Here is a 26,380-nt window from a genome sequence, read left to right on the forward strand (position 1 = left end):
TCATCACAGCGCCGACAACTGCTCCATCGGCCAGCGCGCCTGCACGCTGATCGCCAGGCTTTCCTGCTGGCCAGCCTGCAAACGCTGGCAACCGGCAAACGCAATCATTGCGCCATTGTCGGTGCAGAATTCTGGACGGGCATAGAACACATCGCCCTTCATGTCGCCGAGCATTTTCTCCAGCGATACACGCAACGCCTTGTTGGCACTGACGCCGCCAGCGATCACCAGACGCTTCATGCCGGCCTGCTTCAACGCACGCTTGCACTTGATGGTCAAAGTCTCCACCACGGCCTGCTGGAACGCCAGCGCGATGTCGCAACGGGCTTGCTCGCTGTCGTCCCCGGCGCTGACGCACTGCTGCCAGGTATTGAGGGCAAAGGTCTTCAAGCCACTGAAGCTGAAATCAAGGCCTGGGCGATCACACATCGGACGCGGGAAGGTGAAACGTCCTGCGACGCCCCTCTCCGCCAATTTGGCGATTTCCGGGCCGCCCGGGTAGTTGAGGCCCATCATCTTCGCGGTCTTGTCGAACGCTTCGCCTGCGGCGTCATCAAGGGTTTCGCCCAGCAGGCTGTATTGGCCGATGCCATCGACCTGAACCAGCTGCGTATGACCACCGGAAACCAACAAAGCGACGAACGGAAATTCCGGCGGCTTTGGCTCCAGCATCGGCGCCAGCAAGTGGCCCTCCATGTGGTGCACACCGAGGGCCGGAATACCCCAGGCAAACGCCAGCGCCTGAGCGCACGAAGCACCGACCAGCAAGGCACCGACCAGGCCAGGACCCGCGGTGTAGGCGATGGCGTCGATCTCGGTCGGCACGCAGTCGGCCTCGGCCAACACCTGACGGATCAAGGGCAGCATGCGCTTGACGTGATCGCGCGAGGCCAGCTCCGGCACCACACCGCCGTAGACGCGATGCAGGTCGATCTGACTGAACAATGCGTCGGCCAGCAGACCGCGTTCACTGTCGTATAAAGCGACGCCGGTTTCGTCGCAGGAAGTTTCTAATCCCAGTACTAGCATGGGTTTGCGCCTTGTTTAGGCTGAATTCGAAGGCGCGCATAATAGTCGCCACTGGATGCCCCGACCAGCGGTTTTCGATCAGAGGCTTTGCATTCCGAGCGTTGAGGGGTTAACATCCGCAACCCTTAAAAACCGACGTCTTCAAGTGCTCTTTTGCCGCGAGGATGTTGACCCCGGTAATGAATGAAGGTAGCTCTGGATGCCAGCCGTCAAAGTTAAAGAGAACGAACCCTTCGACGTAGCTCTGCGTCGTTTCAAGCGCTCCTGCGAAAAAGCCGGTGTACTGGCTGAAGTTCGTAGCCGCGAATTTTACGAGAAGCCAACTTCTGAGCGTAAGCGCAAGGCAGCAGCCGCTGTTAAGCGTCACGCCAAGAAAGTTCAGCGCGAACAGCGCCGCGCCGTTCGTCTGTACTAATACACAGACGATCGTAGCAAGCTTCTGCCAAGCCCGGCCCTCAGCCGGGCTTATGGCATTTGCGTAAAACGCTTGATGCTTCACCGTCGAAGCCGCACACGCGACCGAGACAAATCCGCTTCACCGCGTCAGGCCTGGCTCTTTTGCCAGCGGTGCACGTCTTTTCTGACGAGCCTTTCAAGGCTACTGACGAGCACACCCACTGATTCCTCTTACGACGATCAGCCCAAGGCACCTGCTTGCGTGCCCGTTTCATGAGCTATCCGAGGCCAGCATACCGGCCGTCAGCGGATTCAGCGCAACACTTTCAAATAGTCGAAGACTGATGAGTACTAACGTCAGTGAATTTTCGGCAGATACACTTCCCGACAGCGATTACGTCAACGACACTGGTCGAGCCGCACTTTATCTTGCGCGCCTCACACCATGATCGTCCGGCCGCCCTTCGCATCGGACCCATTACAGCGCAGACGAGAACGCCATGGCCGGGCTGATTCCCCAGAGCTTCATTGACGACCTGCTGAACCGCACCGACATCGTCGACGTGGTCAGCTCGCGCGTGCAACTGAAGAAGGCCGGCAAAAACTACACCGCCTGTTGCCCGTTTCATAAAGAGAAGACCCCGTCGTTCAGCGTAAGCCCCGACAAGCAGTTCTATTACTGCTTCGGCTGCGGCGCTGGCGGCAACGCGCTTGGTTTTCTCATGGATCACGACAACCTGGACTTCCCCCAGGCCGTCGAGGATCTGGCCAAGGCGGCGGGCATGGAAATCCCGCGCGAAGAAGGTGGCCGCTCGCACAAACCGCGACAGCCGACCGATTCGCCGCTTTATCCGCTGCTGACCGCCGCCGCCGATTTTTACCGGCAGGCGCTCAAGAGCCACCCGGCACGCAAGGCTGCCGTGGACTACCTAAAAGGTCGCGGCCTGACCGGCGAGATTGCCCGAGACTTCGGCCTCGGCTTTGCCCCACCGGGCTGGGACAACCTGTTCAAGCACCTGAGCAGCGACACCCTGCAGCAGAAAGCCATGATCGACGCCGGCCTGCTGATCGAGAACGCCGAAACCGGCAAACGCTATGATCGCTTCCGTGATCGTGTGATGTTCCCGATCCGCGATACCCGTGGGCGCATCATTGCCTTCGGTGGCCGAGTTCTCGGCGACGACAAACCGAAATACCTGAACTCGCCGGAAACCCCGGTATTCCATAAAGGCCAGGAACTCTACGGCCTTTATGAAGCACGCAAGAACAACCGCAACCTCGACGAAATCATCGTCGTCGAGGGCTACATGGACGTCATCGCCCTGGCCCAGCAAGGCCTGCGCAATGCCGTCGCGACGCTGGGCACGGCCACCAGTGAAGAACACCTGAAACGTCTTTTTCGCGTCGTGCCGAACGTATTGTTCTGCTTTGACGGCGACCAGGCCGGCCGCAACGCCGCCTGGCGCGCACTGGAAGCTACGCTGAGCAGCCTGCAGGACGGTCGCCGCGCGCGCTTCCTGTTTCTGCCTGAAGGCGAAGACCCGGACACCTTGATCCGAGCCGAAGGCACCGACGCCTTCCGGGCGCGAATCAACCAGCACGCACAACCGCTGGCGGACTACTTCTTCCAGCAACTGACCGAAGAGGCCGACCCTCGCTCGCTCGAAGGCAAGGCGCACCTGGCCACCCTTGCCGCACCGCTGATCGACAAGGTGCCGGGGGCCAATCTGCGGATCCTGATGCGTCAGCGCCTGACCGAAATCACCGGTCTGAGCAGCGAGACCGTCAGTCAGCTGGCCCAGAGCGCACCACAGGAAGCACCGCCCGCCTACGATCCAGGCATCGATTACGACGCAATACCGGACTACAGCGACTACCATCAGCCGCAGGCACAGGACATGTATGTGCCGCAGCAGGAATGGACACCGAAGAAATCCGGCGCCGGCGGCAAGAAATGGGACAAGAAACCCTGGGACAAAAATGGCAAACGTGGTGGTGATCGCGATCAACCGCGTGCCCCACGGATACCGGCCGCCGTCGAAACACCGATCATGGCCGCCCTGCGAACCGTGATCCACCACCCGCAGCTGGCCCTGAAAGTCGAGACCGCCGGTCACTTCGCGGACGAAGACAATACCAACACCCAGCTTCTGGTGGCCTCGCTTGAGGCCGTACAAAAGAATCCTCAGCTAAACTCTTTTCAGTTGATCTCGCGATGGCACGGCACCGAGCAGGGTCGATTGCTGACCCGCCTGGCAGAAAAGGAATGGCTGGTCAACGGAGAAAACCTTGAACAACAGTTTTTCGACACCATAACTAGCTTGTCCGCCCGCCAGCGCGAGCGAAAGCTGGAACAACTTTCCAGGAAATCACGTCAAAGCGATTTGAGCGCCGAAGAAAAATCTTTGCTGCTCGAGTTGCTTAAACGGGATGTTCCTGCATCAAACCCGACCTCAACTGGCGCGTGAGGTCATAGCTCAGGTATAATCCTCGGCTTGTTTTTTGCCCGCCAAGACCTTCAGTGGATAGGGTGTTATGTCCGGAAAAGCGCAACAGCAGTCTCGTATTATTGAGTTGATCAAACTGGGTCGTGAGCAGAAGTATCTGACTTACGCCGAGGTCAACGACCACCTGCCCGAGGATATTTCAGATCCTGAGCAGGTGGAAGACATCATCCGCATGATTAACGACATGGGGATCCCCGTACACGAGAGTGCTCCGGATGCGGACGCCCTTATGTTGGCCGACGCCGATACCGACGAGGCCGCTGCGGAAGAAGCAGCCGCTGCGTTGGCAGCGGTGGAGACCGATATCGGTCGCACCACTGACCCAGTGCGCATGTACATGCGCGAAATGGGTACGGTCGAGCTTCTGACTCGTGAAGGCGAAATCGAAATCGCCAAGCGTATCGAAGAGGGCATCCGTGAGGTGATGAGCGCAATCGCGCACTTCCCGGGCACGGTTGACCACATTCTCTCCGAATACACTCGGGTCACCACCGAAGGCGGTCGCCTGTCCGACGTTCTGAGCGGTTACATCGACCCGGACGACGGCATTACACCGCCGGCCGCCGAAGTGCCGCCGCCGATCGATGCGAAAGCCGCGAAAGCGGACGACGATTCCGAGGACGATGACGCCGAAGCTTCCGATGACGAAGAAGAAGCCGAAAGCGGTCCGGATCCGGTCATTGCTGCCCAGCGTTTCGGCGCCGTGGCTGACCAGATGGAAATCACCCGCAAGGCGCTGAAAAAGCACGGTCGTCACAACAAGGCAGCCGTTGCCGAGTTGCTGGCCCTGGCCGAGCTGTTCATGCCGATCAAACTGGTGCCGAAGCAATTCGAAGCCTTGGTCGAGCGCGTTCGCAGTGCGCTGGATCGTCTGCGTCAGCAAGAGCGCGCGATCATGCAATTGTGCGTACGTGATGCACGTATGCCGCGTGCCGATTTCCTGCGCCAGTTCCCGGGCAACGAAGTCGACGAAAGCTGGTCCGACGCCCTGGCCAAAGGCAAGAGCAAGTACGCCGAAGCCATTGGCCGCGTGCAACCGGACATCATTCGTTGCCAGCAAAAGCTGACCGCGCTGGAAACCGAAACCGGTTTGACCATTGCCGAGATCAAGGACATCAACCGTCGCATGTCGATCGGTGAGGCGAAAGCCCGCCGCGCGAAGAAAGAGATGGTTGAAGCGAACTTGCGTCTGGTGATCTCCATCGCCAAGAAGTACACCAACCGCGGTCTGCAATTCCTCGATCTGATCCAGGAAGGCAACATCGGCTTGATGAAAGCGGTGGACAAGTTCGAATACCGTCGCGGTTACAAGTTCTCGACTTATGCCACCTGGTGGATCCGTCAGGCGATCACTCGCTCGATCGCCGACCAGGCCCGCACCATCCGTATTCCGGTGCACATGATCGAGACGATCAACAAGCTCAACCGTATTTCCCGGCAGATGCTGCAGGAAATGGGTCGCGAACCGACCCCGGAAGAGCTGGGTGAACGCATGGAAATGCCTGAGGACAAGATCCGCAAGGTATTGAAGATCGCCAAAGAGCCGATCTCCATGGAAACCCCGATCGGTGATGACGAAGACTCCCATCTGGGTGACTTCATCGAAGACTCGACCATGCAGTCGCCAATCGATGTCGCCACTGTTGAGAGCCTGAAAGAAGCGACTCGCGAAGTACTGTCCGGCCTTACTGCCCGTGAAGCCAAGGTACTGCGCATGCGTTTCGGTATCGACATGAACACCGACCACACGCTCGAAGAAGTCGGCAAACAGTTTGACGTGACCCGCGAGCGGATCCGTCAGATCGAAGCCAAGGCGCTGCGCAAGCTGCGCCACCCGACGCGAAGCGAGCATCTGCGCTCCTTCCTCGACGAGTGACACCAGAACCCCCGGCCCAGGCCGGGGGTTTTGTTTATGGGCAGATTAAATACCTCGCTCCGCCCTTCCCTCGCGCACAGCCCGTCTACACTCGAAACATTCCCCCGAGCCATAACGAGACCGTTATGCCCAGACTGGCGTCCGTGCTTTTTTTGCTGTCACTGATGATCTGGACCGCAACGGCTGACGCGCTGACTCTGACCGATGAAGAACGTAGCTGGCTGGCGGCTCACCCGGACTTGCGCCTGGGTGTCGATGCATCGTGGCCGCCATTTGAGTTTCGGGACGACCAGAACCGTTATCAGGGCCTGGCGGCGGACTATATCGATGTGATCCGTCAGCGCCTGGCGATCAAACTGACACCGATCGAGCCCGTGAGCTGGACGGTGGTGCTCGAACAGGCCAAAAACGGCACAATCGATTTGCTGCCGGGCATCATGTCCACCCCGGAACGCCAGAATTACCTGGCTTTCACCCGCCCCTACCTCGACTTTCCGATCGTCATCCTCGCCCACGTCGGCGGCCCGCAACCGCGCAAGATCGAGGATCTGTACGGGCTGAAGATCGCCGTTGTCGAAAACTATGCCCCTCACGAACTGCTGCGCACGCACCATCCCGACCTGAATCTGGTCGCCATGCCCAATGTCAGCTCGGCCCTTCAGGCCCTGGCCACAGATGAAGTAGACGCGGTGGTCGGCGATCTCGCCTCCAGCGTCTGGAGCCTGCGCCAGCTCAAGCTCGACGGGCTGTATGTCAGCGGCGAAACCCCCTATCGCTATCAACTGGCCATGGGGGTGCCCCGGGACAAGAAAATGCTGGTGAGCATCCTGGATAAAGTCCTGGCCGACATGTCCCCGGAAGAAATCAGCAGCATCCAGGAACATTGGGTAGGCAACGTCCTCGATCATCGGACATTCTGGTCGGATCTGCTGGTCTACGGCTTGCCTGGCCTGTTGCTGCTGGTGATCATCCTGGCCGTGGTGATCCGCATCAACCGCCGCTTGAGCTCGGAAATTGCCCGACGCATAGACCTCGAGCAGGAACTGCGCAGCAGCGAATACCACTATCGCGGACTGGTGGAGAGCCTGTCGGCCATCGCCTGGGAAGCGCGAATCAGCGATTTCACCTACAGCTACGTTTCGCCCCACGCCGAGGATCTGCTCGGTTATCCACTGTCGCACTGGCTGATACCGGGCTTCTGGCGCAACATCATCCACCCGGCAGACCTGACCCGCGCGCAAAGCTTCTGCGATCACGAGGTCCTTGCCGGGCGCGATCACAGCCTCGATTATCGAGTGATCACTGCTGACGGCCGTTGCTTGTGGGTGCGCGATATCGTCAGCCTGATCGAACACGGCCACGAGCCGGTGATGCGCGGTCTGATGATCGACATCAGCGAAACCAAGCGCACCGAAGAAGCGCTACGTCTGTCAGAGCAGAAATTCGCCTCGGTATTCCAGCAATGCCCGGACATTCTGGTGATTGCGCGGCTGTCCGACGGCTGCCTGCTGGAGGTCAACGAGGCCTTTGAAGAGCAGATCGGGCTGAGAGCCGAAGAAGTCATCGGCCAGACCGCCACCGAACTCAACATCTGGGGCATTCCCGGCGTCGGGCCGGGCCTGCTGCAGCGCCTGCAGGCTGGCAGCATCCGCAACCTGGAGATGCCCTTTCGTCGCAACAATGGCCAGGTGTTCACCGGGCTGATTTCTGCCGAACCGTTCGAGCTCGATACCACACCGGCGCTGGTCGTGGTGGTGCGCGACATTTCTCCACTCAAGGAAACCCAGCAACAACTGCAAACCTCCGAAGAGAAGTTCGCCAAGGCCTTCCACGCCTCGCCGGACGGGCTGCTGCTGTCGCGCCAGAGCGATGGCCTGCTGCTGGAGGTCAACGAAGGTTTCAGCCGCATCACCGGCTTTAACAGCGCCATGTCGGTGGACCGCTCGGCGCTGGATCTGGGGATCTGGGTCAACCTCAACGAACGTAAACAGATGCTTGATCTGCTGCACCGCGACGGTTTCGTTCGCGATTTCACCTGCCACATCCGCCGCAGTGACGGGCAGATCCGCCTCTGCGAGGTGTCCAGCCGTCCACTGCCGATCGGCGACGAAGACTGCATGCTGACCATCGCCCGGGACATCACCGAGCGCCACCTGATGCAGGAAAAACTGCAACAGGCCGCCACCGTATTCGAGAGCACCGCTGAAGGCGTATTGATCACCGACACTCAACAGCACATCAGTGCGGTGAACCGTGCGTTTACCGAAATCACCGGTTACAGCGAAAGCGAGGCGCTCGGGCATACCCCGCGCCTGCTGGCCTCAGGGCTGCACGACAGCGCGTTTTACGCGGCGATGTGGCATCAGCTGACGGACGAAGGCCACTGGCAAGGCGAGATTTCCAACCGACGCAAGAATGGCGAGCTGTACCCAAGTTGGCTCACCATCAGCGCCGTGCGCAATCGCGACAAGTTCATCACCCACTTCGTCGCGGTATTCGCCGACATCTCCAGCCTCAAGCATGCCCAGGCCAAACTCGATTACCAGGCCCACCACGATCCGCTGACCGGCCTGCCGAATCGCACGCTGTTCGAAAGCCGTCTGCAGATGGCGCTGAACAGCCAGCAGGAAAACGGCAGCCTCGGCGCAGTGCTGTTCCTCGACCTCGACCGCTTCAAGCACATCAACGACAGCCTCGGTCACCCGGTTGGCGACCTGCTGCTCAAGGGCATCGCCGTACGCCTCAAAGAACAACTGCGCGATATCGATACCGTGGCGCGGCTGGGGGGCGACGAATTCATCATCCTGCTGCCCGGCCTGCAACAGGCCGGTGATGCCGACAACATTGCCACCAAACTGCTGAACTGCTTCGGCGCACCGTTCCAGGCGGGCGAGCATGAGTTTTTCATCAGCGCCAGCATCGGCACCAGTCTTTATCCCCGTGACGGCTGTGACGTCGCCACCCTGATCAAGAACGCCGACGCGGCGATGTACCGCTCCAAGGCCAAGGGCCGCAACCGTGTCGAAAGCTACACCCGCGACCTCACCGCCCAGGCCAGCGAGCGGGTGGCGTTGGAACATGAGCTGCGTCGGGCTATCGAACGCGAGGAGTTGTACCTCTACTACCAACCGAAAATCAGCCTCGACGATCACTCTCTGGTCGGCGCCGAAGCCCTGATCCGCTGGCGCCACCCGACCTTCGGCGAGGTGCCTCCGGAGCACTTCATACCGTTGGCGGAAGAGAACGGCATGATCCTGCAAATCGGCGACTGGGTGCTGGAAACCGCCTGCCGGCAGATGTTCGAGTGGAACCAGATTTACGAATCCCTGGGCCCACTGTCGGTCAACCTGGCCGGCGCACAACTGCGCCAGCCGAACCTGCTGGGACGCATCGAACAACTGCTCAAGGACAACCGCCTCAGGCCGGATTTACTGCAACTGGAAATTACCGAAAACTTCATCATGAGCCAGGCCGAAGAAGCCCTGGCGGTGCTGCATCAACTCAAACACCTCGGCGTGCAACTGGCCATCGACGACTTCGGCACCGGTTACTCCTCGCTGAGCTACCTCAAACGCCTGCCGCTGGACATCCTCAAGATCGACCAGTCTTTCGTCCGCGGCCTGCCCGACGACCCGCACGACGCGGCGATTGTCCGCGCCATCATCGCCCTGGGCCGCAGCATGCAATTCACCGTGATCGCCGAGGGCGTGGAAACCCAGGCCCAACAACAATTCCTCGCCGCCGAAGGCTGTGAACAGATCCAGGGCTACATCGTCAGCCTGCCGCTTCCACCCGAGGAGTTCGCCGCAACGTTTCTTCGTATAGCCGTATCAGATTTTTCGGATAGCACAGCCGAGAAACCGTCGCTATAATCCGCGGCCTACTGAGGGCCTATAGCTCAGTTGGTTAGAGCAGAGGACTCATAATCCTTTGGTCCACGGTTCAAGTCCGTGTGGGCCCACCAAACATGAAAAAGCCGCGCATATGTGCGGCTTTTTTTCGCCTGTCGTTTGGCGATTACGGTATTCAACAACGCAATGTTCGGAAGACTACCGCAAGGTCTGTAGGTAATTTCCCAAGCTGTGTTTCTACTCAGTTTTCGGCCTTGTTGGCCTTTTCTCCGAGCGAGTAATCTCCGGGCGCCGCTGCCCGCCAAGGATTACTTTCATGCTCATGAGTGCTGCGCCACTGGTCAAAGAAGCAGGTGGCCAACAAACATGGATCGACTTAGCTTTGCCCGATCTGCGAACGCTGGCCAGGGAGTTTCGGTCAGCGGTAATCGATGAGGTAAAAAGGGCAGACGATGCGCAAGGCGCCCTCAAGATTCTCCTGGCTCACTTCGGCTTCATCGACGAGGCGCTACTGGCAGTGACCATCCTCACGCCGATCGGAAACGTTGCGGTGATGAGGGACAAGCTCGCCCACATCGTCGAAAAACGCGCTGACTCACGAGAGCGCTACGTTCGGCATGCCATTGATACGCTGACGGGACCTTTTGAAATTTGGAGAATCCTGTACGACAACGGCGGATACCGCCTAGCCTTCATCAACGCCTACGAGGCAAAGAATGACATGCTCGTCGTGGTGGATGTCAGGCACGGACACGTCCTGTGGAACTTCATGCATGCCCCGGCAAGAGCTATGAACAGGCACCGCCAGGGCGAACTTCTCTACAAGCGATACGTTCTTCAGGACAAACAAAAAGGGGAGCCTGTTGGCTCCCCTTGAGTATTTGAATCCTGATATTGGCATCCTCAGGAAATGGGATGAAGAGGTCTCACCTTACACCGATGTTGCAGCATCGCTGAGGTACCTACGTCCGCTGAAGCCCTGCAAGGCAGCGGATTTCGCGCTCTTGAGGCCATTTTTGATAAAGGCAGCAGGCAAGTCAAATCATTTGTCCGTTCTTTTGTTTCAGTAAAATCTCCCGATCCAGCGACTGCCTGACCCCAGCCGTTCAATCAGCGCCCACAAGCGCCTCGCGTGACGAGCCTGTAACATGCAGCCCCATTGATCCGTACCGCTGGAGCCTGCCCTTGCCCGACATCCGCCCACCCGTGCTTGATGAAATCGACCGCCAGCTGATCGCTGCCCTGCAAATCAACGCCCGTGAAAGCGTGGCAATGCTGGCCAGGCAACTGGGCATCGCACGCACGACCGTGACTTCGCGGCTGGCGCGACTGGAAAAGGCCAAAGTCATCACCGGTTATGGCGTGCGCCTGGGCCAACGCGTCGTGGATGGCGGGTTGCAGGCGTATGTCGGGATCAAGGTGCAGCCGCGCTCCGGCAAAGAGGTGTTGCGGCGGTTGAGTGCGATGGCTCAGGTGCAGCAGTTGTGTGCGGTGAGTGGCGAATTTGATTATGTGGCGTGGCTGCGAACCGACTCGCCGGAACAACTGGATCAATTGCTGGATCAGATCGGCAGCGTAGACGGCGTGGAGAAGACCACGACCTCAATCATCCTCAGCAGCAAAATTGATCGCGGACATCCAGTCTGATCATTATATTCGTCAGATTGCAGCACCAACGCTCAAAACGACGACACTTTGCGTCTTATTAACGTGTTCTACGCTCCCTAGAATGGCTGGCATCTTTTCCTATACTCAGACGCGCATCCTGCGTCGGGTCGCCAGCAAGGTCAGCCATGAACAAGAACAATCGCCATCCTGCAGACGGTAAGAAACCGATCACCATTTTCGGCCCGGACTTTCCTTTCGCCTTCGACGACTGGATCGAACACCCGGCCGGTCTCGGCAGCATTCCCGAGCACAATCACGGCGCCGAAGTGGCGATCGTCGGTGCCGGCATTGCAGGTCTGGTGGCGGCTTACGAGCTGATGAAACTGGGCTTGAAACCCGTCGTTTATGAGGCCTCGAAGCTCGGCGGCCGTTTGCGTTCCCAAGCATTCAACGGCACTGATGGCATCGTCGCCGAGCTCGGCGGCATGCGCTTCCCGGTGTCTTCCACCGCGTTCTATCACTACGTCGACAAACTCGGTCTGGAGACCAAGCCCTTCCCCAACCCGCTGACGCCGGCCTCCGGCAGCACCGTGATCGACCTGGAAGGCAAAACCCATTACGCACAGAGCCTGAAGGATCTTCCTGCGCTGTTCCAGGAAGTGGCTGACGCCTGGGCCGACGCCTTGGAGGCCGGTTCGCAGTTCGCCGATATCCAGCAAGCGATCCGCGACCGCGACGTGCCACGCCTCAAAGAACTGTGGAACACCCTCGTGCCGCTGTGGGACGACCGCACGTTCTACGACTTTGTCGCCACGTCGAAAGCCTTCGCCAAACTGTCGTTCCATCACCGCGAAGTGTTCGGCCAGGTCGGTTTCGGTACCGGCGGCTGGGACTCGGACTTCCCCAACTCGATGTTGGAAATCTTCCGTGTGGTGATGACCAACTGCGACGATCACCAGCACCTGGTGGTCGGCGGTGTGGAACAAGTGCCGCAGGGCATCTGGCGTCATGCGCCGGAGCGCTGCGTACACTGGCCGCAAGGCACTAGCCTCAAGTCGTTGCACCATGGCGCGCCGCGCTCCGGGGTGAAGAAAATCGCCCACGCGCCTGACGGACGTTTCGCGGTCACCGACAACAATGGCGACACCCGCGAATACGCTGCCGTGCTGACCACTTGCCAGAGCTGGCTGCTGACCACCCAGATCGAATGCGACGAAACCCTGTTCTCGCAAAAAATGTGGATGGCGCTCGACCGCACTCGCTACATGCAATCGTCGAAGACATTCGTGATGGTCGACCGGCCGTTCTGGAAGGACAAGGACCCGGAAACCGGCCGCGACCTGATGAGCATGACCCTCACCGACCGCCTGACCCGTGGCACCTACCTGTTCGACAACGGCGACGACAAACCGGGCGTGATCTGCCTGTCGTACTCGTGGATGAGCGACGCGCTGAAGATGCTCCCGCACCCGGTGGAAAAACGCGTGAAACTGGCGCTGGATGCACTGAAGAAGATTTACCCGAAAGTCGACATCGCCGCGCGGATCATCGGCGACCCGATCACCGTGTCGTGGGAAGCCGACCCGCACTTCCTCGGCGCATTCAAGGGCGCCCTGCCCGGCCACTATCGCTACAACCAGCGCATGTACGCGCACTTCATGCAGGACGACATGCCGGCGGAGCAGCGCGGGATTTTCATCGCCGGCGACGACGTATCGTGGACGCCAGCGTGGGTTGAAGGCGCAGTGCAGACCTCGCTCAACGCGGTGTGGGGAATCATGAAGCACTTCGGCGGGTCCACACATACAGAGAACCCTGGTCCGGGTGATGTGTTCAATGACATCGGCCCGATCGCCCTGCCCGAGTAAGAGGAATCCCTGATGCGTGTAGCCCTTTACCAATGCCCACCGCTGCCTCTGGAACCCGCCGCCAACCTTCAGCGCCTGCAACAACTGGCGATGGAGGCCAAAGGTGCCGACCTGCTGGTGGTGCCGGAAATGTTCCTGACCGGCTACAACATCGGCAAGGAAGCGGTCGCGACGTTGGCCGAGGTCTACAACGGTGAATGGGCGCAGCAAGTCGGACGGATCGCCAAGGCTGCCGGCCTGGCGATTCTCTACGGGTATCCTGAGCGCACGGCGGATGGGCAAATCTACAACGCCGTGCAGCTAATTGATTCGAACGGCGAGCGCCTGTGCAATTACCGCAAGACACATCTGTTCGGCGATCTGGATCGTTCGATGTTCAGCCCCGGCGATGGCGAGTTTCCCATCGTCGAACTCAACGGCTGGAAACTCGGATTCCTGATCTGCTACGACCTGGAGTTCCCGGAGAACGCCCGGCGCCTGGCCCTTGAAGGTGCCGAGCTGATTCTGGTGCCGACGGCGAACATGATTCCTTTCGATTTCATTGCCGATGTTTCCGTACGCTCTCGCGCTTTCGAAAACCAGTGCTACGTGGCTTACGCCAACTACTGCGGCCACGAAGGCGACATCCATTACTGCGGACAAAGCAGCATTGCCGCGCCGGATGGCAGCCGCATCGCCCAGGCAGGGCTGGATGAAGCCTTGATCGTCGGTGAGCTCAATCGCCAGTTGATGGTCGACTCCCGCAGTGCCAACCGCTACTTCAACGACCGCCGCCCCGAACTTTACGACGCGCTCAACAAGCGCTAATCCGCTAGCATTGGCACTTCACTGTTCTGGAAGTGCCCATGCCTGCGCCGACTCATCCCCGCCCCCACACCGAAACCCTGGCCAACGGCTTGCGCGTGACCCTGCGTCACGTGCCCGGCCTGAAGCGCAGCGCCGCCGCGTTGCGGGTGGCTGCCGGTAGTCATGACGTGCCGTTGGCGTGGCCGGGACTGGCGCATTTCCTTGAGCATTTGCTGTTTCTCGGCACCGAGCGCTTTCCTGCAGTCCAAGGGCTGATGGCCTACGTGCAAGGTCACGGCGGCCAGGTGAATGCCAGCACCCGCGAGCGCACCACCGATTTCTTCTTTGAGTTGCCGCCAGCGTCCTTCAGCGGAGGGCTGGAGCGTCTGTCAGACATGCTCACCCATCCCCGTATGAATCCGGACGATCAGTTGCGGGAACGGGAAGTGTTGCAGGCAGAGTTTGTCGCGTGGTCCCAGGATGTCGCAGCTCAGCAGCAAGAGGCGCTGTTCGAAGGCTTGTCAGCAGCGCATCCGTTGCGTGGTTTTCATGCCGGGAACCGCGACAGTCTGCCGGTAGAACACGCGGAGTTTCAGCAGGCACTGAAAGACTTCCATCAGCAGTTTTACCGCACGGGGCAGATGACCCTGAGTCTGGTCGGGTCGCAGAGCATTGAAGAGCTGCGAGTGCTGGCCGAGCAGTTTGCCGCCGCGCTGACCGCTGGGGATAAAACTGCACAGGCAGCCCCAGCTCGCTTGATGGACAACCCACAGACAAGTTATCAACAGGTCGGCGAGCGGCGCAGCAATCTGCTGTTTGCGCTGGAGGACCTGCCGGAGTCGTCGGCCGAAGCGCTGGCGTTTCTCTGTCACTGGTTGAACAGCGCCAAACCCGGTGGATTGCTCGCCCACTTGCAGCAGCAGGGTCTCGCGAATGGTTTGCAGGCCTGCGTGCAGTACCAGTTCGCAGAGCAGGCGTTGCTGCATCTTCAGTTCACTGCACCCTGCGGGTCACTCGATGCCATTCGCGAGCAATGGCTGGATTGGCTGAGTTTCTTCGCCGCACAGCAGGACTGGCCGGTATTGCGTGAGGAATATGCGGCGCTGCATCAACGCCAGCAGCAAGTCTGCGGCGCACTGAATCTGGCGCGGCTCGACAGCGAACAACTCGAAAGCGGCTTGTCCGAATCGGCCGTTGCGGCGCTCAAAGAAATTCTCGGCAAAATCGGCACTGTGGATAACTTCAGCGGCCACTGGCATCTGCCCGCCGCCAACCCGTTTTTGCGTACAGCCGAACCGCTGGCCAACGCCGGCCTGATCCGTGGCCAGACCAGTGCCCACCGTGGCCTGCGCACGTTTGCTCAGGATCGCTCGCGCAGCCGTCGTGAACGCTCGCCGATGCAATTCAGCCAGGCACTGCCGGATAACGCTGACGAAGGTGCGGTGTATGTGCGTTGGCAGATGGAAGCGGCGGCCACGGCCGACCTGCAAGCGAAACTGCAACGCAGTCTGCGGGAAGTGTCGGATGAAGCACGCCAGGCCGGGGTCGAGCTTTCGTTCAGCACCACGGGCAATCAGTGGCTATTGAAGGTGACCGGTCTGCAGGACATATTGCCCAGCGTCCTCGAGCATGCGCTGAAACATCTGACGCAAGTTGATGCCGATTCCGCGCGAAGTGAGCCGGAAACTCCGTTGATGCCGATTCGCCAATTGCTCAAGGCATTACCCGAACACGCCCTGCAATCGCTAACGACGTCTGACAATGCCACGCACCTGTGGACAACTTCGCGCTGGGACGGTCTGGCGCTGGGACTCAACCCACAGACCCAATCCGCCATGGGCCTGGCCCTGAGCCGCATCCCCGGCATCCCGGACAGTCAATTGCCCGCCCCCTGGGCAACCAATGCCCAATACCTGTGGCAGCAAATCGACAGCGACTCCAGCGAACACGCCTTGCTGCTGTTCTGCCCGACCGCCAGCCACGAAATCGCCGATGAAGCCGCGTGGCGCCTGCTCGCGCACCTGTGCCAGACACCTTTCTACCAACGCCTGCGAGTCGAACTGCAACTCGGTTACGCGGTGTTCAGCGGGTTGCGTCAGATTCATGGCCAGAGCGGATTGCTGTTCGGTGTGCAATCGCCCTCGGCTACCACCGCGCAATTGCTCGACCACATTCAGCAGTTTCTCGATGGCCTGCCAGCCCTGATCGAACAACTCGATGACGCCAGCCTCACCCAGCAACGCCAGACGCTTGCCGATCAGTTCGATGACAGCGCCCTGTCCGGCAAAGATGCGGCCGAGTTCCTGTGGCAGGCCCGACTCGCCGGCCACTCGTCGGATTATCTGGCACAACTGCGCTGCGCCATCGCTCAACTGGATCGCCCGGCATTGCTGGCCGCCGCACAACGCCTGATCCGCGCCGAGGGCGGCTGGCACGGCCTGTCCAACAACCTTGCGCCGGGCACGCCCTGGCAAGCGGCAAAATGATCATTACCGGGGCTGCAAGGAGCTTTCTCAAAGATTCACGGGCCAACCCCCTGAAATTTTGAGTAACATAGCCACCTAACTATTTGGAACATCCCTGCGCTGCCGTGGACTATACCTATGGATAGCGCTATCTCACCCACCTGAAAAAGGAGTCACCCGATGGCCTGGACCAAACCTGCTTACACCGACCTGCGCATCGGCTTCGAAGTCACCATGTACTTCGCCAGCCGCTGAGTCCTGCCTCAAGCAGAACACTGCAGTGCAACGCCTCGGCTCGCCGGGGCGTTTTATTTTCAGCGTTGAAATGATGGAGCGTTCATGTTCGTCCAGATTCTGGGTTCGGCCGCCGGTGGCGGTTTTCCGCAGTGGAACTGCAACTGCGTCAATTGCGCCGGTTTTCGCGACGGCAGCCTGAATGCCAAGGCCCGCACCCAATCGTCCATCGCGATTTCCGATGACGGCGTGAACTGGGTGCTGTGCAACGCCTCGCCGGACATCCGCGCGCAGCTTCAGAGCTTCGCCCCGATGCAACCGGGCCGAGCCCTGCGTGACACCGGCATCAGCGCGATCATCCTGATGGACAGCCAGATCGACCACACCACCGGCCTGCTCAGCCTGCGCGAAGGCTGCCCGCATCAGGTCTGGTGCACGGACATGGTCCACGAAGACCTGAGCACCGGTTTCCCGTTGTTCACCATGCTCAAGCACTGGAACGGCGGGCTGGACTGGAACCGCATCGAACTCGACCAGAGCTTCACCGTCGCCGCCTGCCCGAACCTGCGCTTCACCCCGCTGCCGTTGCGCAGTGCGGCACCGCCCTATTCGCCACACCGTTTCGACCCGCACCCGGGCGACAACATTGGCCTGATCGTCGAAGACCTCAGCACCGGCGGCAAACTGTTCTATGCCCCGGGCCTGGGCAAGGTCGACGCGCCGTTGCTGGACATCATGGCCGGCAGCGACTGCGTGCTGGTGGACGGGACGATGTGGGACGACGATGAAATGCAGCGCCGTGGCGTCGGTACCCGCACCGGTCGCGAAATGGGCCACCTGGCGCAGAACGGCCCCGGCGGCATGCTCGAAGTGCTGGAACAGCTTCCCGAGCAGCGCAAGGTGCTTATCCACATCAACAACACCAACCCGATCCTCGACGAAGACTCCCCGGAGCGCGCGGAACTGGTGCGACGCAATGTTGAAGTGGCGTATGACGGCATGAGCATTGTCCTGTAACGAATGCCCCGGAGAACCGCAATGACCGACACCCCGCTGTCCCCCGCCGAATTCGAAGCGGCCCTGCGCGCCAAGGGCGCCTATTACCACATTCATCACCCGTATCACGTGGCGATGTATGAAGGCCGGGCCACCCGCGAGCAGATCCAGGGCTGGGTCGCCAACCGCTTCTACTATCAGGTGAACATCCCCCTGAAAGACGCGGCAATTCTGGCCAACTGCCCGGATCGCGAAATCCGCCGCGAGTGGATTCAGCGCCTGCTCGACCACGACGGCGCGCCCGGTGAAGACGGCGGTATCGAAGCCTGGCTGCGCCTCGGCCAGGCCGTCGGTCTCGATCCGGATCAACTGCGCTCCCAGGAACTGGTGCTGCCCGGCGTGCGTTTCGCCGTCGACGCCTACGTCAACTTCGCCCGCCGCGCCAGTTGGCAGGAAGCCGCCAGCAGCTCGCTGACCGAGCTGTTCGCGCCGCAGATCCACCAGTCGCGTCTCGACAGCTGGCCGCAGCACTACCCGTGGATCGACCCGGCCGGCTACGAATATTTCCGCACCCGTCTCGGTCAGGCCCGGCGCGATGTCGAGCATGGTCTGGCGATCACGCTGGAGCACTACAAGACCCGCGAGGGTCAGGAGCGCATGCTGGAAATTCTCCAGTTCAAACTGGACATCCTTTGGAGCATGCTCGATGCCATGAGCATGGCCTACGAACTGAACCGCCCGCCGTATCACAGCGTCACCGATCAACGGGTCTGGCATAAAGGAATCGCCTTATGAGTTTCGACCGCAGCAAGACCCCGACCTGGCGTCCCGGCTACCGTTTCCAGTACGAACCGGCGCAGAAAGGCCACGTGCTGCTGTACCCGGAAGGCATGATCAAGCTCAATGAAAGTGCCGCGCTGATCGGCGGTCTGATCGACGGTGAACGGGATGTCGCGGCGATCATTGCCGAACTCGACAGACAGTTCCCCGGCGTGCCCGAGCTCGGTGACGACATCGAGCAATTCATGGAGGTTGCCCGTGCGCAGCACTGGATCGAACTTGCCTGAGTCATCGGTGCAAGTCCCGGCCAAACCGGAAATCGGCCTGCCGCTGTGGCTGCTCGCCGAGCTGACTTACCGCTGCCCGCTGCAATGCCCGTACTGCTCCAATCCGCTGGATTTCGCCGAGCAGGGCAAAGAGCTGAGCACCGAGCAGTGGATCAAGGTATTTCGCGAAGCGCGGGAAATGGGCGCAGCGCAACTGGGCTTTTCCGGGGGCGAACCGCTGGTGCGCCAGGACCTCGCCGAGCTGATTCGTGAAGCTCGCCAGTTGGGTTTCTACACCAACCTGATCACCTCCGGTATCGGCCTGACCGAGCAGAAGATCAGCGACTTCAAGAAAGCCGGGCTCGACCACATCCAGATCAGTTTCCAGGCCAGCGACGAGCAAGTGAACAACCTGCTCGCCGGCTCGAAAAAGGCCTTCGCGCAGAAACTGGAAATGGCCCGCGCCGTGAAGGCACACGGCTATCCGATGGTGCTTAACTTTGTCACCCATCGGCACAACATCGACAAGATCGACCGCATCATCGAGCTGTGCATCGCGCTCGAAGCGGACTTCGTCGAGCTCGCCACCTGCCAGTTCTACGGCTGGGCGCAGCTCAATCGTGTCGGCCTGTTGCCGACCAAGGAACAACTGGTCCGCGCCGAACGCATCACCAATGAATACCGCGCCAAACTGGAAGCCGAAGGGCATCCGTGCAAGCTGATTTTCGTCACCCCGGACTACTACGAGGAGCGCCCGAAAGCCTGCATGAACGGCTGGGGCAGCCTGTTTCTGACGGTCACGCCGGACGGCACTGCCCTGCCCTGTCATGGCGCCCGACAGCTGCCGGTACAATTTCCCAATGTGCGCGACCACAGCATGCAGCACATCTGGTATGACTCGTTCGGTTTCAACCGCTTTCGTGGTTATGACTGGATGCCCGAGCCGTGCCGTTCCTGCGACGAAAAGGAACAGGACTTTGGCGGCTGCCGCTGCCAGGCGTTCATGCTCACCGGCGATGCCAGCAATGCCGACCCGGTGTGCAGCAAGTCCGAACATCACGGTGTGATCCTCAAGGCCCGCGAAGAAGCCGAGCACGCCACCCAGACCATCGAACAACTGGCCTTTCGCAATGAACGAAACTCGCGCCTCATCGCCAAAGGCTGAGCCTTTCAGCGCCACTGCCGCGGTTGCCGCCGGCGTGGATTTCGCCGAATTGCAGCTCGGTGCCCATGGCTTGTTCTGGAATGAATACCGCCCCGCAGACGCCGCATGCCGGATCTGGCACTGGCGCGAAGGCGCGGCGAAATGTCTGACGCCTGCGGGCTTCAGCGTGCGCAGCCGGGTGTACGAATATGGTGGTGGGGCGTTTTGTCTGACGCCTGATGGAGTGGTTTTCGTCAACGAGGCGGATCAACAGCTGTATCGCCAGACGTTGGATGGAGAGCCCGAGGTTCTGACGTCGGGCGAGTGCCGATACGGTGATCTGCACTTTGCCAACGGGCAGGTGCTGGCCGTTGAAGAGAACGGTGATCGCCATCGGCTAGTGGCCATCGATCTGGCGACTGGTGCCCGCCATAGGCTGGCTGAAGGCGCGGATTTCTACGCCTCGCCAATCATCAGCCCGGATGGTCAGCACCTGGCGTGGATCGAGTGGAGCCGCCCGCATCAACCGTGGACGTCCACCCGTTTGATGCTCGCCGAGCGCACAGGTAATGGATTTTCTGCCCCACGTTGCGTGGCCGGTGAAACGATTGAAGAGTCGATCCAGCAACCGCGCTTCGATGCCAATGGCCGACTGGGCTGCCTGACCGACCGTAACGGATATTGGCAGCTGTGGAGCGAGTCTGCAGACGGCTTGCAACCGTTACCTTGCGCTCCGGCCGATCACGCGCCGGCCCCATGGCAACTCGGCGGCTGCACCTGGCTGCCCATCGACGAAGGCTTTTTGGCGAGCTGGAGCGAAGGCGGTTTTGGTCGTCTGGCCCTCAACGGCGAAGACTTCACCGGCGACTACAGTCGCTTCCGTCATCTGGCTGTCGATGATCAGTTCATTTACTGCATCGCCGCTTCACCGATCAGCCCTTCAGCGGTACTCGCCATTGATCGCGAGTTGCGTGAAGTGAAAGTGCTGGCCGGCGGCGTTGCACCGCTACCCGCCGAGCGCATCAGCCGCCCGCAAACCCTGCGCTATCCCAGCGGTTCGGGTGAAGCGCACGGTTTCTTTTACCCGGCCAACAATGGCGATGAGAAACCGCCGTTGGTGGTGTTCATCCATGGCGGCCCGACATCGGCGTGCTACCCGATGCTTGATCCGCGCATCCAGTACTGGGCGCAACGCGGCTTCGCCGTCGCCGACCTCAACTACCGCGGCAGCAGCGGCTACGGCCGGGAGTATCGGCAAGCATTGCATCTGAGCTGGGGCGCGGTGGATGTCGAGGATGCCTGCTCAGTGGTGGCCTATCTGGCTGAACGCGGCATGATCGACGGCGAGCGTGCATTCATCCGTGGCGGCAGCGCCGGCGGCTACACGACGTTGTGTGCCCTGGCGTTCCATCAAGTGTTCCGCGCTGGCGCCAGTCTGTACGGCGTCAGCGACCCGGTAGCCCTGGGCCGCGCGACACACAAGTTTGAAGGCGATTATCTGGACTGGCTGATCGGCGATCCCGAGCAAGATGCCGAACGCTATGCGGCCCGCACGCCGTTGCTGCACGCAGGCAACATTCGCGTACCGGTGATTTTCTTCCAGGGTGAACTGGACGCCGTGGTCGTGCCGCAACAGACCCGCGACATGGTCGCGGCTCTGGAGCAAAACGGCATTGAGGTCGAAGCGCATTACTACGCCGACGAACGTCACGGCTTCCGCCGGGCCGTCAATCAGGCCCATGCGCTGGAGCAGGAGTGGCGCTTCTACCGGCGAGTGATGGGTCTGGCGGACTGAAACTCAGCGCTTGGCGATGATGTACACCGCATGCACGATCCCCGGGATGTAACCGCACAGCGTCAGCAGAATGTTCAGCCAGAACGCACCGCCGAACCCGACCTGCAGAAACACACCCAGTGGCGGCAACAGAATGGCGATGATGATTCGAATGAAGTCCATGGGGCAGCTCCTGATTGGGGGTTGGCTCGACTGAGCCATACAAGCTAATCGACCTGTGCCGTTTGTCAGGGTTCAGTACAACCCGCGATCTCGCCATTTGAATGCCATTACCCGGCCACAAAAAAACGCCCCACGCCAAAAGAATCAGGCGTGGGGCGTGCGTTATACCGCGAGACGGTTCTTGAATTCGGGTGGGAAACTTCAGGTCAGACGGCAATCCCTTTGCGGCATTGCAGTTGCGCGGTGCGTACCCGGGAAAAGGCACGGGCCAAGCGCAGGAGCATCTCGTCGATATTGGCCTTGCTGACGGTAAGCGCCGGGGTGAAGCGCAGGCAGTTGGCCTGCGGGGCGTTGAGCAGCAAACCTTCATGGAGCGCAGCTTTGACGACGGCCTCGGCAGAGTCTTCCGACAGGGTCAGTCCCCAAAACAGCCCTTGCCCGCGCAACTCGCCATGTTCATAACGATGCGCCAGACGAGCGAGCCCTTCGCGCAGATGCCGGCCGTTGTCCCGGATCTGTTCGAGGAATGCGCGGTCCTGCACGCTGTCTAGCACCACCAGCCCTGCAGCGGTCATCAGCGCGTTGCCGTGATGAGTACCGCCCAACTCGCCGGAGTCGAAACAGCAGGCCTTGCCTCGCGCCAACAATGCAGCCAGTGGCACGCCACCGCCGAGGCCTTTGCCGAGCACGACGATATCGGCGCGCACGCCGTAGGATTGTTCGGCGAGCAAGGTGCCGCAGCGGCCGATGCCGGTCTGCACCTCGTCAAGGATCAGCAGAATCCCCAACTCACGGCACAGACGTTCAACACCCTTGAGGTAATGCTCGGTCGCTGGAATCACACCGGCATCGCTCTGGATCGGTTCGAGCATGATCGCCACGGTCTGCGCATCGACCGCTGCATGCAGCGCTGGCAGGTCATTGAACGGCACCAGATCAAAGCCCGGCAGCAGCGGCGCAAAGCGGTTGTGCAGGTTCGCACTATCCGACGCCGAAATCGTCGCCAGACTACGTCCGTGGCAGCCTTGTCTGGCGACAATGATCCGCGAGGCACCACCGCGATGCAGTTGACCCCATTTACGCGCCAGCTTGATTGCGGCTTCACAGGCTTCGCTGCCACTGTTGAGCAAATATGCTTGATCGCTTGAAGTACTGGCACACAGACGCTCGGCGAGGCTGAGCATGCCGCGATTGTGCAGATTGAAGCCGGGGTTGATCAGGGCCTGGGCCTGGCTGGCGATAGCTTTGACCAGTGCCGAAGGACTGTGGCCGAGGCTGTTAGCGCCACCGGCCTGGGAAAAGTCCAGATAGGCGCGGTCATTGCTGTCCCACAACCAGGAACCCTGGCCGCGAACAAACACCTGTTGCGGGCGTTCGACGCTGGGCATCAGCCGCTCGGCATTCAGGCCATCAGCGGCATCCGATTCATGGGTTTCAAAAGCCAGGTCATCGAGGCTTGGTGTCTGGCGCCGCAGGCTGAACAGGTTCATTGCAAAAAACCTCGATTGAGGTTTTTTGAACTGCCTATGTAATCGTTATCGAAACAATCGCTGGTCATTGCCCTTTCCGGCCCTGTAAGCCCCGTGGATGCGGTTAGACTAGGCTCACACACGGCCGCCGGCCATTTCGATTTCCCAGCATTTTCGATAAGTGTTACTTATGGATTTCAAACAACTGCGTTATTTCGTCGCGGTCTACGAAGAAGGTCACGTCGGACGTGCCGCCGAACGTCTGTCGATCTCCCAACCGGCGCTGTCCCAGCAGATCCGCCACCTGGAACAGAACCTCGACGTGACCCTGTTCGAACGCAGCAGCAAGCGCCTGCTGCCGACCCTCGCCGCCCATACGCTGTACAACCACGCCCTGCCACTGCTCGACGGCATGCAACGCGCGCGTGAGGCGCTGGGCAACTTCAAGGGGCAGGCGCTGCGCACGCTGGCGATCGGTGTGCTGCAAACCGTGCACACCAGCCTGGTGCCGCAAATGCTTGAGCGGGTGCGCAAGGCCCAGCCGCATCTGGTGGTGCAGATTTATGAATTGACGGGGCTGGAGATCGAGCGGCGCCTGCTCAATGGCTCGCTGGACATTGGCATCAGTTATCTGCCGCCACGCCAGCCGGGGCTGCACGGCGTGATGCTGTACGAAGATGAACTGACGCTGGTCATCCCGGCGGATCATCCGCTGCGTGAATTCAAGAAGGTTTCAATGAGCCAGGCCGCCGAACTGCCGATGTTGCTGCTGGGCGAAGAATTCCAGATCCGCCAGATCTGGCAGGCCCAACTGGCCAGCCTTGGACGCCGCCCGCAAGTGCAGGCGGAACTGAACAATATGGTGGGGATTCTCGACAGCCTGCCGCACACACGTCTGGCGACGGTGCTGCCCGGTCGTTCGCAAAAGGAGTACGACGATCAGGATCTACTGTGGAAACCGCTAAGTGAGCCGCGTGTGCCGTTGAAGGTCGGGCTGGTATGTCGCGACGTACAACGCCAGCAGGCGCCATTGGCCTTGCTGCGAACCTTGCTGGAAGAGGTGATGCAGCGCGAGGACAAACCGCTCAAAGGCGCGCCGGCCATGGATCCGCTGAGCTGAAAACTTTTCTGCGGGCAAAAGAAAACCCCGCCGAAGCGGGGCTTTGCAGACTGTTTCCCTGACATCCATTTCACTCCGCCACCCTGGCAGAATCCTACGTGTCCGTGTTGTTGCTTTGCGCTTCCTGCGCGACGTCCATGAAATGTAGATTAGCTCTGGATCCAATCTGCGCCTATGGGAGAACAGCAGCACGTCATGTAAGAGATTGCTTACATGACGTTACATCATCAGAACTGCCCGGCATCCAGCAGGAACAGCGACTCGCTGCCAGCCTTGACCGACGCGCTCAACGAGTGAATCCGCGGCAGCAGACGGGCGAAATAGAACCGCGCAGTACCGAGTTTGCTCGCGTAGAAATCGTCCTGCGCTTCTTTGCCCAGCGATGCCTTGGCCATCAGTGCCCACATGTAGGCGTAGGACACGTAGCCAAACACCTGCAGATACTCGACCGACGCCGCACCGATTTCGTTCGGATTGGTTTTCGCCACGTCCAGCAGCCACGAGGTCAATTCGTCGAGGGTGTCGACGGCGTCATTCAGCGGTTTGGTGAACTCGCCGAGATCGGCACTGGCGGTCGCAGTGAAATGGCGGATCTCGTCGGCGAACAGTTTGTAGAACGCGCCGCCGCTGCCGACGATCTTGCGACCCACCAGGTCCAGCGCCTGAATGCCGTTGGTGCCTTCGTAGATCTGGGTGATGCGTACGTCACGCACCAGTTGCTCCTGGCCCCACTCGCGGATGTAGCCGTGGCCGCCGAAGATCTGTTGACCGTGGACAGTTGTTTCCAGACCCAGATCGGTCAGGAACGCCTTGGCCACTGGCGTCAGCAGCGCAACCAGGTCCTCGGCACGTTTACGGGTGGCGGCGTCTTCACTGAACTTGGCGGTATCGAGCTGCATCGCCACGTAGGTGGAGAACGCACGGCCGCCTTCGTTCGAGGCTTTCATGGTCAGCAGCATGCGACGCACGTCCGGGTGGACGATGATCGGGTCGGCAACCTTGTCCTTGTTCTGCGCGCCGGTCGGCGAACGGCTTTGCAGGCGGTCGCGGGCGTATTCGATGGCGTTCTGGTACGAGCGCTCGCCGGTAGCCAGGCCTTGGATACCGACACCCAGACGCTCGTAGTTCATCATGGTGAACATCGCGGCCAGGCCTTTGTTCGGCTCGCCGACCAGGTAACCCACGGCTTCGTCGAAGTTCATCACGCAAGTGGCGGAGGCCTGGATTCCCATCTTGTGTTCGATCGAACCGCAGTTCGCCGGATTGCGCGCGCCCAGGCTGCCATCGGCATTGACCATGACTTTCGGCACCAGGAACAACGAGATACCTTTCGGCCCCGCCGGCGCGTCCGGCAGTTTGGCCAGCACCAGGTGGATGATGTTTTCGGTCAGGTCGTGCTCACCACCGGTGATGAAGATCTTGGTGCCGCTGACCTTGTAGGAACCGTCCGCCTGAGGCTCGGCCTTGGTGCGAATGATGCCCAGGTCGGTGCCGGCATGCGGCTCGGTCAGGCACATGGAACCGGCCCAGATCCCGGCGTACATGTTCGGCAGGTAAGCGGCTTTCAGTTCTTCGCTGGCGTGGGCGTTGATCGACAGGCAGGCGCCGGCAGTCAGCATCGGATACAGACCGAAGGACAGGCTGGCGGAGTTGACCATTTCTTCGACCTGGGCCGACACGGCTTTCGGCATGCCCATGCCGCCGTATTCCGGATCACCGCCAACACCGACCCAGCCGCCTTCGGCATAAGTCTGATAGGCCTGTGGGAAACCGGCTGGCGTGGTGACGGCACCGTCGGCCCAGTGGCAGCCTTCTTCGTCGGCCGCACGGCTCAGGGGCGCGATGCTTTTGCTGGTGACCTTGCCGGCCTCCTCAAGAATGGCTTCGACAGTTTCTGCGTCTACAGTCTCGGCCAGTGCCGGCAGTTCGGCCCAGAGTTTGGCGACTTCGAACACTTCATTGAGGACGAAGCGCATATCGCGCAGCGGCGCTTTGTAGTCAGCCATGGCAAACCTCGCAAAGATCAAA

General features: G+C 60.4%; 20 protein-coding genes and 1 tRNA gene. 17 read left to right on the plus strand and 4 right to left on the minus strand.

Annotated elements, in window-relative coordinates:
* Positions 1-3 precede the first annotated feature (3 nt).
* The gene (gene tsaD, locus AC1RME_RS00240; RefSeq protein ID WP_493090199.1) at positions 4-1,029 is read right to left on the minus strand and encodes a tRNA (adenosine(37)-N6)-threonylcarbamoyltransferase complex transferase subunit TsaD; all 1,026 of its coding nucleotides are present in this window, start codon (positions 1,027-1,029) and stop codon (positions 4-6) included.
* A gap of 199 nt (positions 1,030-1,228) precedes the next feature.
* Between tsaD and rpsU the strand changes: the two genes are divergently transcribed.
* The 16 genes from rpsU (at position 1,229) to AC1RME_RS00320 (ending at position 21,601) form a co-directional block, all read left to right on the plus strand.
* On the plus strand, positions 1,229-1,444 hold the full coding sequence (rpsU, locus tag AC1RME_RS00245) for a 30S ribosomal protein S21 (RefSeq protein WP_002551877.1): 216 nt from the start codon (positions 1,229-1,231) through the stop codon (positions 1,442-1,444).
* Between the two features lie 481 nt (positions 1,445-1,925).
* On the plus strand, positions 1,926-3,893 hold the full coding sequence (dnaG, locus tag AC1RME_RS00250) for a DNA primase (protein WP_493090201.1): 1,968 nt from the start codon (positions 1,926-1,928) through the stop codon (positions 3,891-3,893).
* A gap of 67 nt (positions 3,894-3,960) precedes the next feature.
* Positions 3,961-5,808, plus strand: a complete 1,848-nt coding sequence (gene rpoD, locus AC1RME_RS00255) for an RNA polymerase sigma factor RpoD (protein WP_096817878.1) — start codon at positions 3,961-3,963, stop codon at positions 5,806-5,808.
* Between the two features lie 125 nt (positions 5,809-5,933).
* Positions 5,934-9,680 carry a bifunctional diguanylate cyclase/phosphodiesterase gene (locus tag AC1RME_RS00260; RefSeq protein WP_102619783.1) on the plus strand — a complete coding sequence of 1,249 codons (3,747 nt, stop codon included), beginning with the start codon at positions 5,934-5,936 and terminating at the stop codon, positions 9,678-9,680.
* A gap of 15 nt (positions 9,681-9,695) precedes the next feature.
* Positions 9,696-9,772 (plus strand) — tRNA-Ile (locus AC1RME_RS00265).
* A gap of 203 nt (positions 9,773-9,975) precedes the next feature.
* Positions 9,976-10,536: a PBECR2 nuclease fold domain-containing protein gene (locus AC1RME_RS00270; protein ID WP_192559136.1), complete on the plus strand. Its 561-nt coding sequence runs from the start codon at positions 9,976-9,978 to the stop codon at positions 10,534-10,536.
* A 308-nt stretch (positions 10,537-10,844) separates the two neighbouring features.
* Positions 10,845-11,306 carry an Lrp/AsnC family transcriptional regulator gene (locus AC1RME_RS00275; protein WP_007959884.1) on the plus strand — a complete coding sequence of 154 codons (462 nt, stop codon included), beginning with the start codon at positions 10,845-10,847 and terminating at the stop codon, positions 11,304-11,306.
* Positions 11,307-11,452: 146 nt separating this feature from the next.
* Positions 11,453-13,135, plus strand: a complete 1,683-nt coding sequence (locus AC1RME_RS00280) for a flavin monoamine oxidase family protein (RefSeq protein WP_249483337.1) — start codon at positions 11,453-11,455, stop codon at positions 13,133-13,135.
* 12 nt (positions 13,136-13,147) lie between these two features.
* On the plus strand, positions 13,148-13,942 hold the full coding sequence (locus AC1RME_RS00285; RefSeq protein ID WP_493065747.1) for a carbon-nitrogen hydrolase family protein: 795 nt from the start codon (positions 13,148-13,150) through the stop codon (positions 13,940-13,942).
* A gap of 38 nt (positions 13,943-13,980) precedes the next feature.
* Complete coding sequence (gene pqqF, locus AC1RME_RS00290) at positions 13,981-16,407, plus strand: pyrroloquinoline quinone biosynthesis protein PqqF (RefSeq protein WP_493090204.1); 2,427 nt, start codon at positions 13,981-13,983, stop codon at positions 16,405-16,407.
* 159 nt (positions 16,408-16,566) lie between these two features.
* The gene (gene pqqA, locus AC1RME_RS00295) at positions 16,567-16,641 is read left to right on the plus strand and encodes a pyrroloquinoline quinone precursor peptide PqqA (protein WP_003444522.1); all 75 of its coding nucleotides are present in this window, start codon (positions 16,567-16,569) and stop codon (positions 16,639-16,641) included.
* A gap of 84 nt (positions 16,642-16,725) precedes the next feature.
* Entirely contained in the window at positions 16,726-17,637 is a 912-nt protein-coding gene (pqqB, locus tag AC1RME_RS00300) for a pyrroloquinoline quinone biosynthesis protein PqqB (protein WP_493065745.1), read from the plus strand.
* A gap of 21 nt (positions 17,638-17,658) precedes the next feature.
* Complete coding sequence (gene pqqC, locus AC1RME_RS00305) at positions 17,659-18,411, plus strand: pyrroloquinoline-quinone synthase PqqC (protein WP_011336228.1); 753 nt, start codon at positions 17,659-17,661, stop codon at positions 18,409-18,411.
* Complete coding sequence (gene pqqD / locus AC1RME_RS00310; RefSeq protein WP_007959876.1) at positions 18,408-18,683, plus strand: pyrroloquinoline quinone biosynthesis peptide chaperone PqqD; 276 nt, start codon at positions 18,408-18,410, stop codon at positions 18,681-18,683. Before pqqC ends, pqqD begins: the two co-directional genes overlap by 4 nt.
* A 7-nt stretch (positions 18,684-18,690) precedes the next feature.
* Positions 18,691-19,827: a pyrroloquinoline quinone biosynthesis protein PqqE gene (gene pqqE, locus AC1RME_RS00315; protein ID WP_371807421.1), complete on the plus strand. Its 1,137-nt coding sequence runs from the start codon at positions 18,691-18,693 to the stop codon at positions 19,825-19,827.
* Positions 19,793-21,601: a S9 family peptidase gene (locus tag AC1RME_RS00320; protein ID WP_493090206.1), complete on the plus strand. Its 1,809-nt coding sequence runs from the start codon at positions 19,793-19,795 to the stop codon at positions 21,599-21,601. Before pqqE ends, AC1RME_RS00320 begins: the two co-directional genes overlap by 35 nt.
* Before the next feature lie 3 nt (positions 21,602-21,604).
* On the opposite strand, the gene AC1RME_RS00325 is transcribed toward AC1RME_RS00320, so the two are convergent.
* Both AC1RME_RS00325 and AC1RME_RS00330 read right to left on the minus strand, forming a co-directional pair.
* The gene (locus AC1RME_RS00325; protein WP_003228885.1) at positions 21,605-21,763 is read right to left on the minus strand and encodes a YqaE/Pmp3 family membrane protein; all 159 of its coding nucleotides are present in this window, start codon (positions 21,761-21,763) and stop codon (positions 21,605-21,607) included.
* A 206-nt stretch (positions 21,764-21,969) separates the two neighbouring features.
* Positions 21,970-23,253: an aspartate aminotransferase family protein gene (locus AC1RME_RS00330; protein WP_493090208.1), complete on the minus strand. Its 1,284-nt coding sequence runs from the start codon at positions 23,251-23,253 to the stop codon at positions 21,970-21,972.
* Between the two features lie 169 nt (positions 23,254-23,422).
* Here AC1RME_RS00330 and AC1RME_RS00335 point away from each other — a divergent pair, with 169 nt between their 5' ends.
* Positions 23,423-24,352, plus strand: a complete 930-nt coding sequence (locus AC1RME_RS00335; protein ID WP_192559142.1) for a LysR family transcriptional regulator — start codon at positions 23,423-23,425, stop codon at positions 24,350-24,352.
* Positions 24,353-24,579: 227 nt separating this feature from the next.
* Here the strand turns inward: AC1RME_RS00335 and AC1RME_RS00340 are convergent, their stop codons facing one another.
* On the minus strand, positions 24,580-26,358 hold the full coding sequence (locus AC1RME_RS00340) for an acyl-CoA dehydrogenase C-terminal domain-containing protein (RefSeq protein ID WP_493090210.1): 1,779 nt from the start codon (positions 26,356-26,358) through the stop codon (positions 24,580-24,582).
* Positions 26,359-26,380: the final 22 nt, after the last annotated feature.

This window comes from Pseudomonas sp. GW822-FHT03F08 (genome assembly GCF_058801265.1).

Bases quoted from the DNA above. Each gene is read 5' to 3' on its own strand.
- tsaD (WP_493090199.1), bottom strand. From the start codon at position 1,029: ATGCTAGTACTGGGATTAGAAACTTCCTGCGACGAAACCGGCGTCGCT.
- AC1RME_RS00270 (WP_192559136.1), top strand. From the start codon at position 9,976: ATGCTCATGAGTGCTGCGCCACTGGTCAAAGAAGCAGGTGGCCAACAA.
- AC1RME_RS00330 (WP_493090208.1), bottom strand. From the start codon at position 23,253: ATGAACCTGTTCAGCCTGCGGCGCCAGACACCAAGCCTCGATGACCTG.
- pqqF (WP_493090204.1), top strand. From the start codon at position 13,981: ATGCCTGCGCCGACTCATCCCCGCCCCCACACCGAAACCCTGGCCAAC.
- rpsU (WP_002551877.1), top strand. From the start codon at position 1,229: ATGCCAGCCGTCAAAGTTAAAGAGAACGAACCCTTCGACGTAGCTCTG.
- dnaG (WP_493090201.1), top strand. From the start codon at position 1,926: ATGGCCGGGCTGATTCCCCAGAGCTTCATTGACGACCTGCTGAACCGC.
- AC1RME_RS00260 (WP_102619783.1), top strand. From the start codon at position 5,934: ATGCCCAGACTGGCGTCCGTGCTTTTTTTGCTGTCACTGATGATCTGG.
- AC1RME_RS00325 (WP_003228885.1), bottom strand. From the start codon at position 21,763: ATGGACTTCATTCGAATCATCATCGCCATTCTGTTGCCGCCACTGGGT.
- AC1RME_RS00280 (WP_249483337.1), top strand. From the start codon at position 11,453: ATGAACAAGAACAATCGCCATCCTGCAGACGGTAAGAAACCGATCACC.
- AC1RME_RS00285 (WP_493065747.1), top strand. From the start codon at position 13,148: ATGCGTGTAGCCCTTTACCAATGCCCACCGCTGCCTCTGGAACCCGCC.
- pqqC (WP_011336228.1), top strand. From the start codon at position 17,659: ATGACCGACACCCCGCTGTCCCCCGCCGAATTCGAAGCGGCCCTGCGC.
- AC1RME_RS00335 (WP_192559142.1), top strand. From the start codon at position 23,423: ATGGATTTCAAACAACTGCGTTATTTCGTCGCGGTCTACGAAGAAGGT.
- pqqB (WP_493065745.1), top strand. From the start codon at position 16,726: ATGTTCGTCCAGATTCTGGGTTCGGCCGCCGGTGGCGGTTTTCCGCAG.
- AC1RME_RS00340 (WP_493090210.1), bottom strand. From the start codon at position 26,358: ATGGCTGACTACAAAGCGCCGCTGCGCGATATGCGCTTCGTCCTCAAT.
- rpoD (WP_096817878.1), top strand. From the start codon at position 3,961: ATGTCCGGAAAAGCGCAACAGCAGTCTCGTATTATTGAGTTGATCAAA.
- pqqD (WP_007959876.1), top strand. From the start codon at position 18,408: ATGAGTTTCGACCGCAGCAAGACCCCGACCTGGCGTCCCGGCTACCGT.
- AC1RME_RS00320 (WP_493090206.1), top strand. From the start codon at position 19,793: ATGAACGAAACTCGCGCCTCATCGCCAAAGGCTGAGCCTTTCAGCGCC.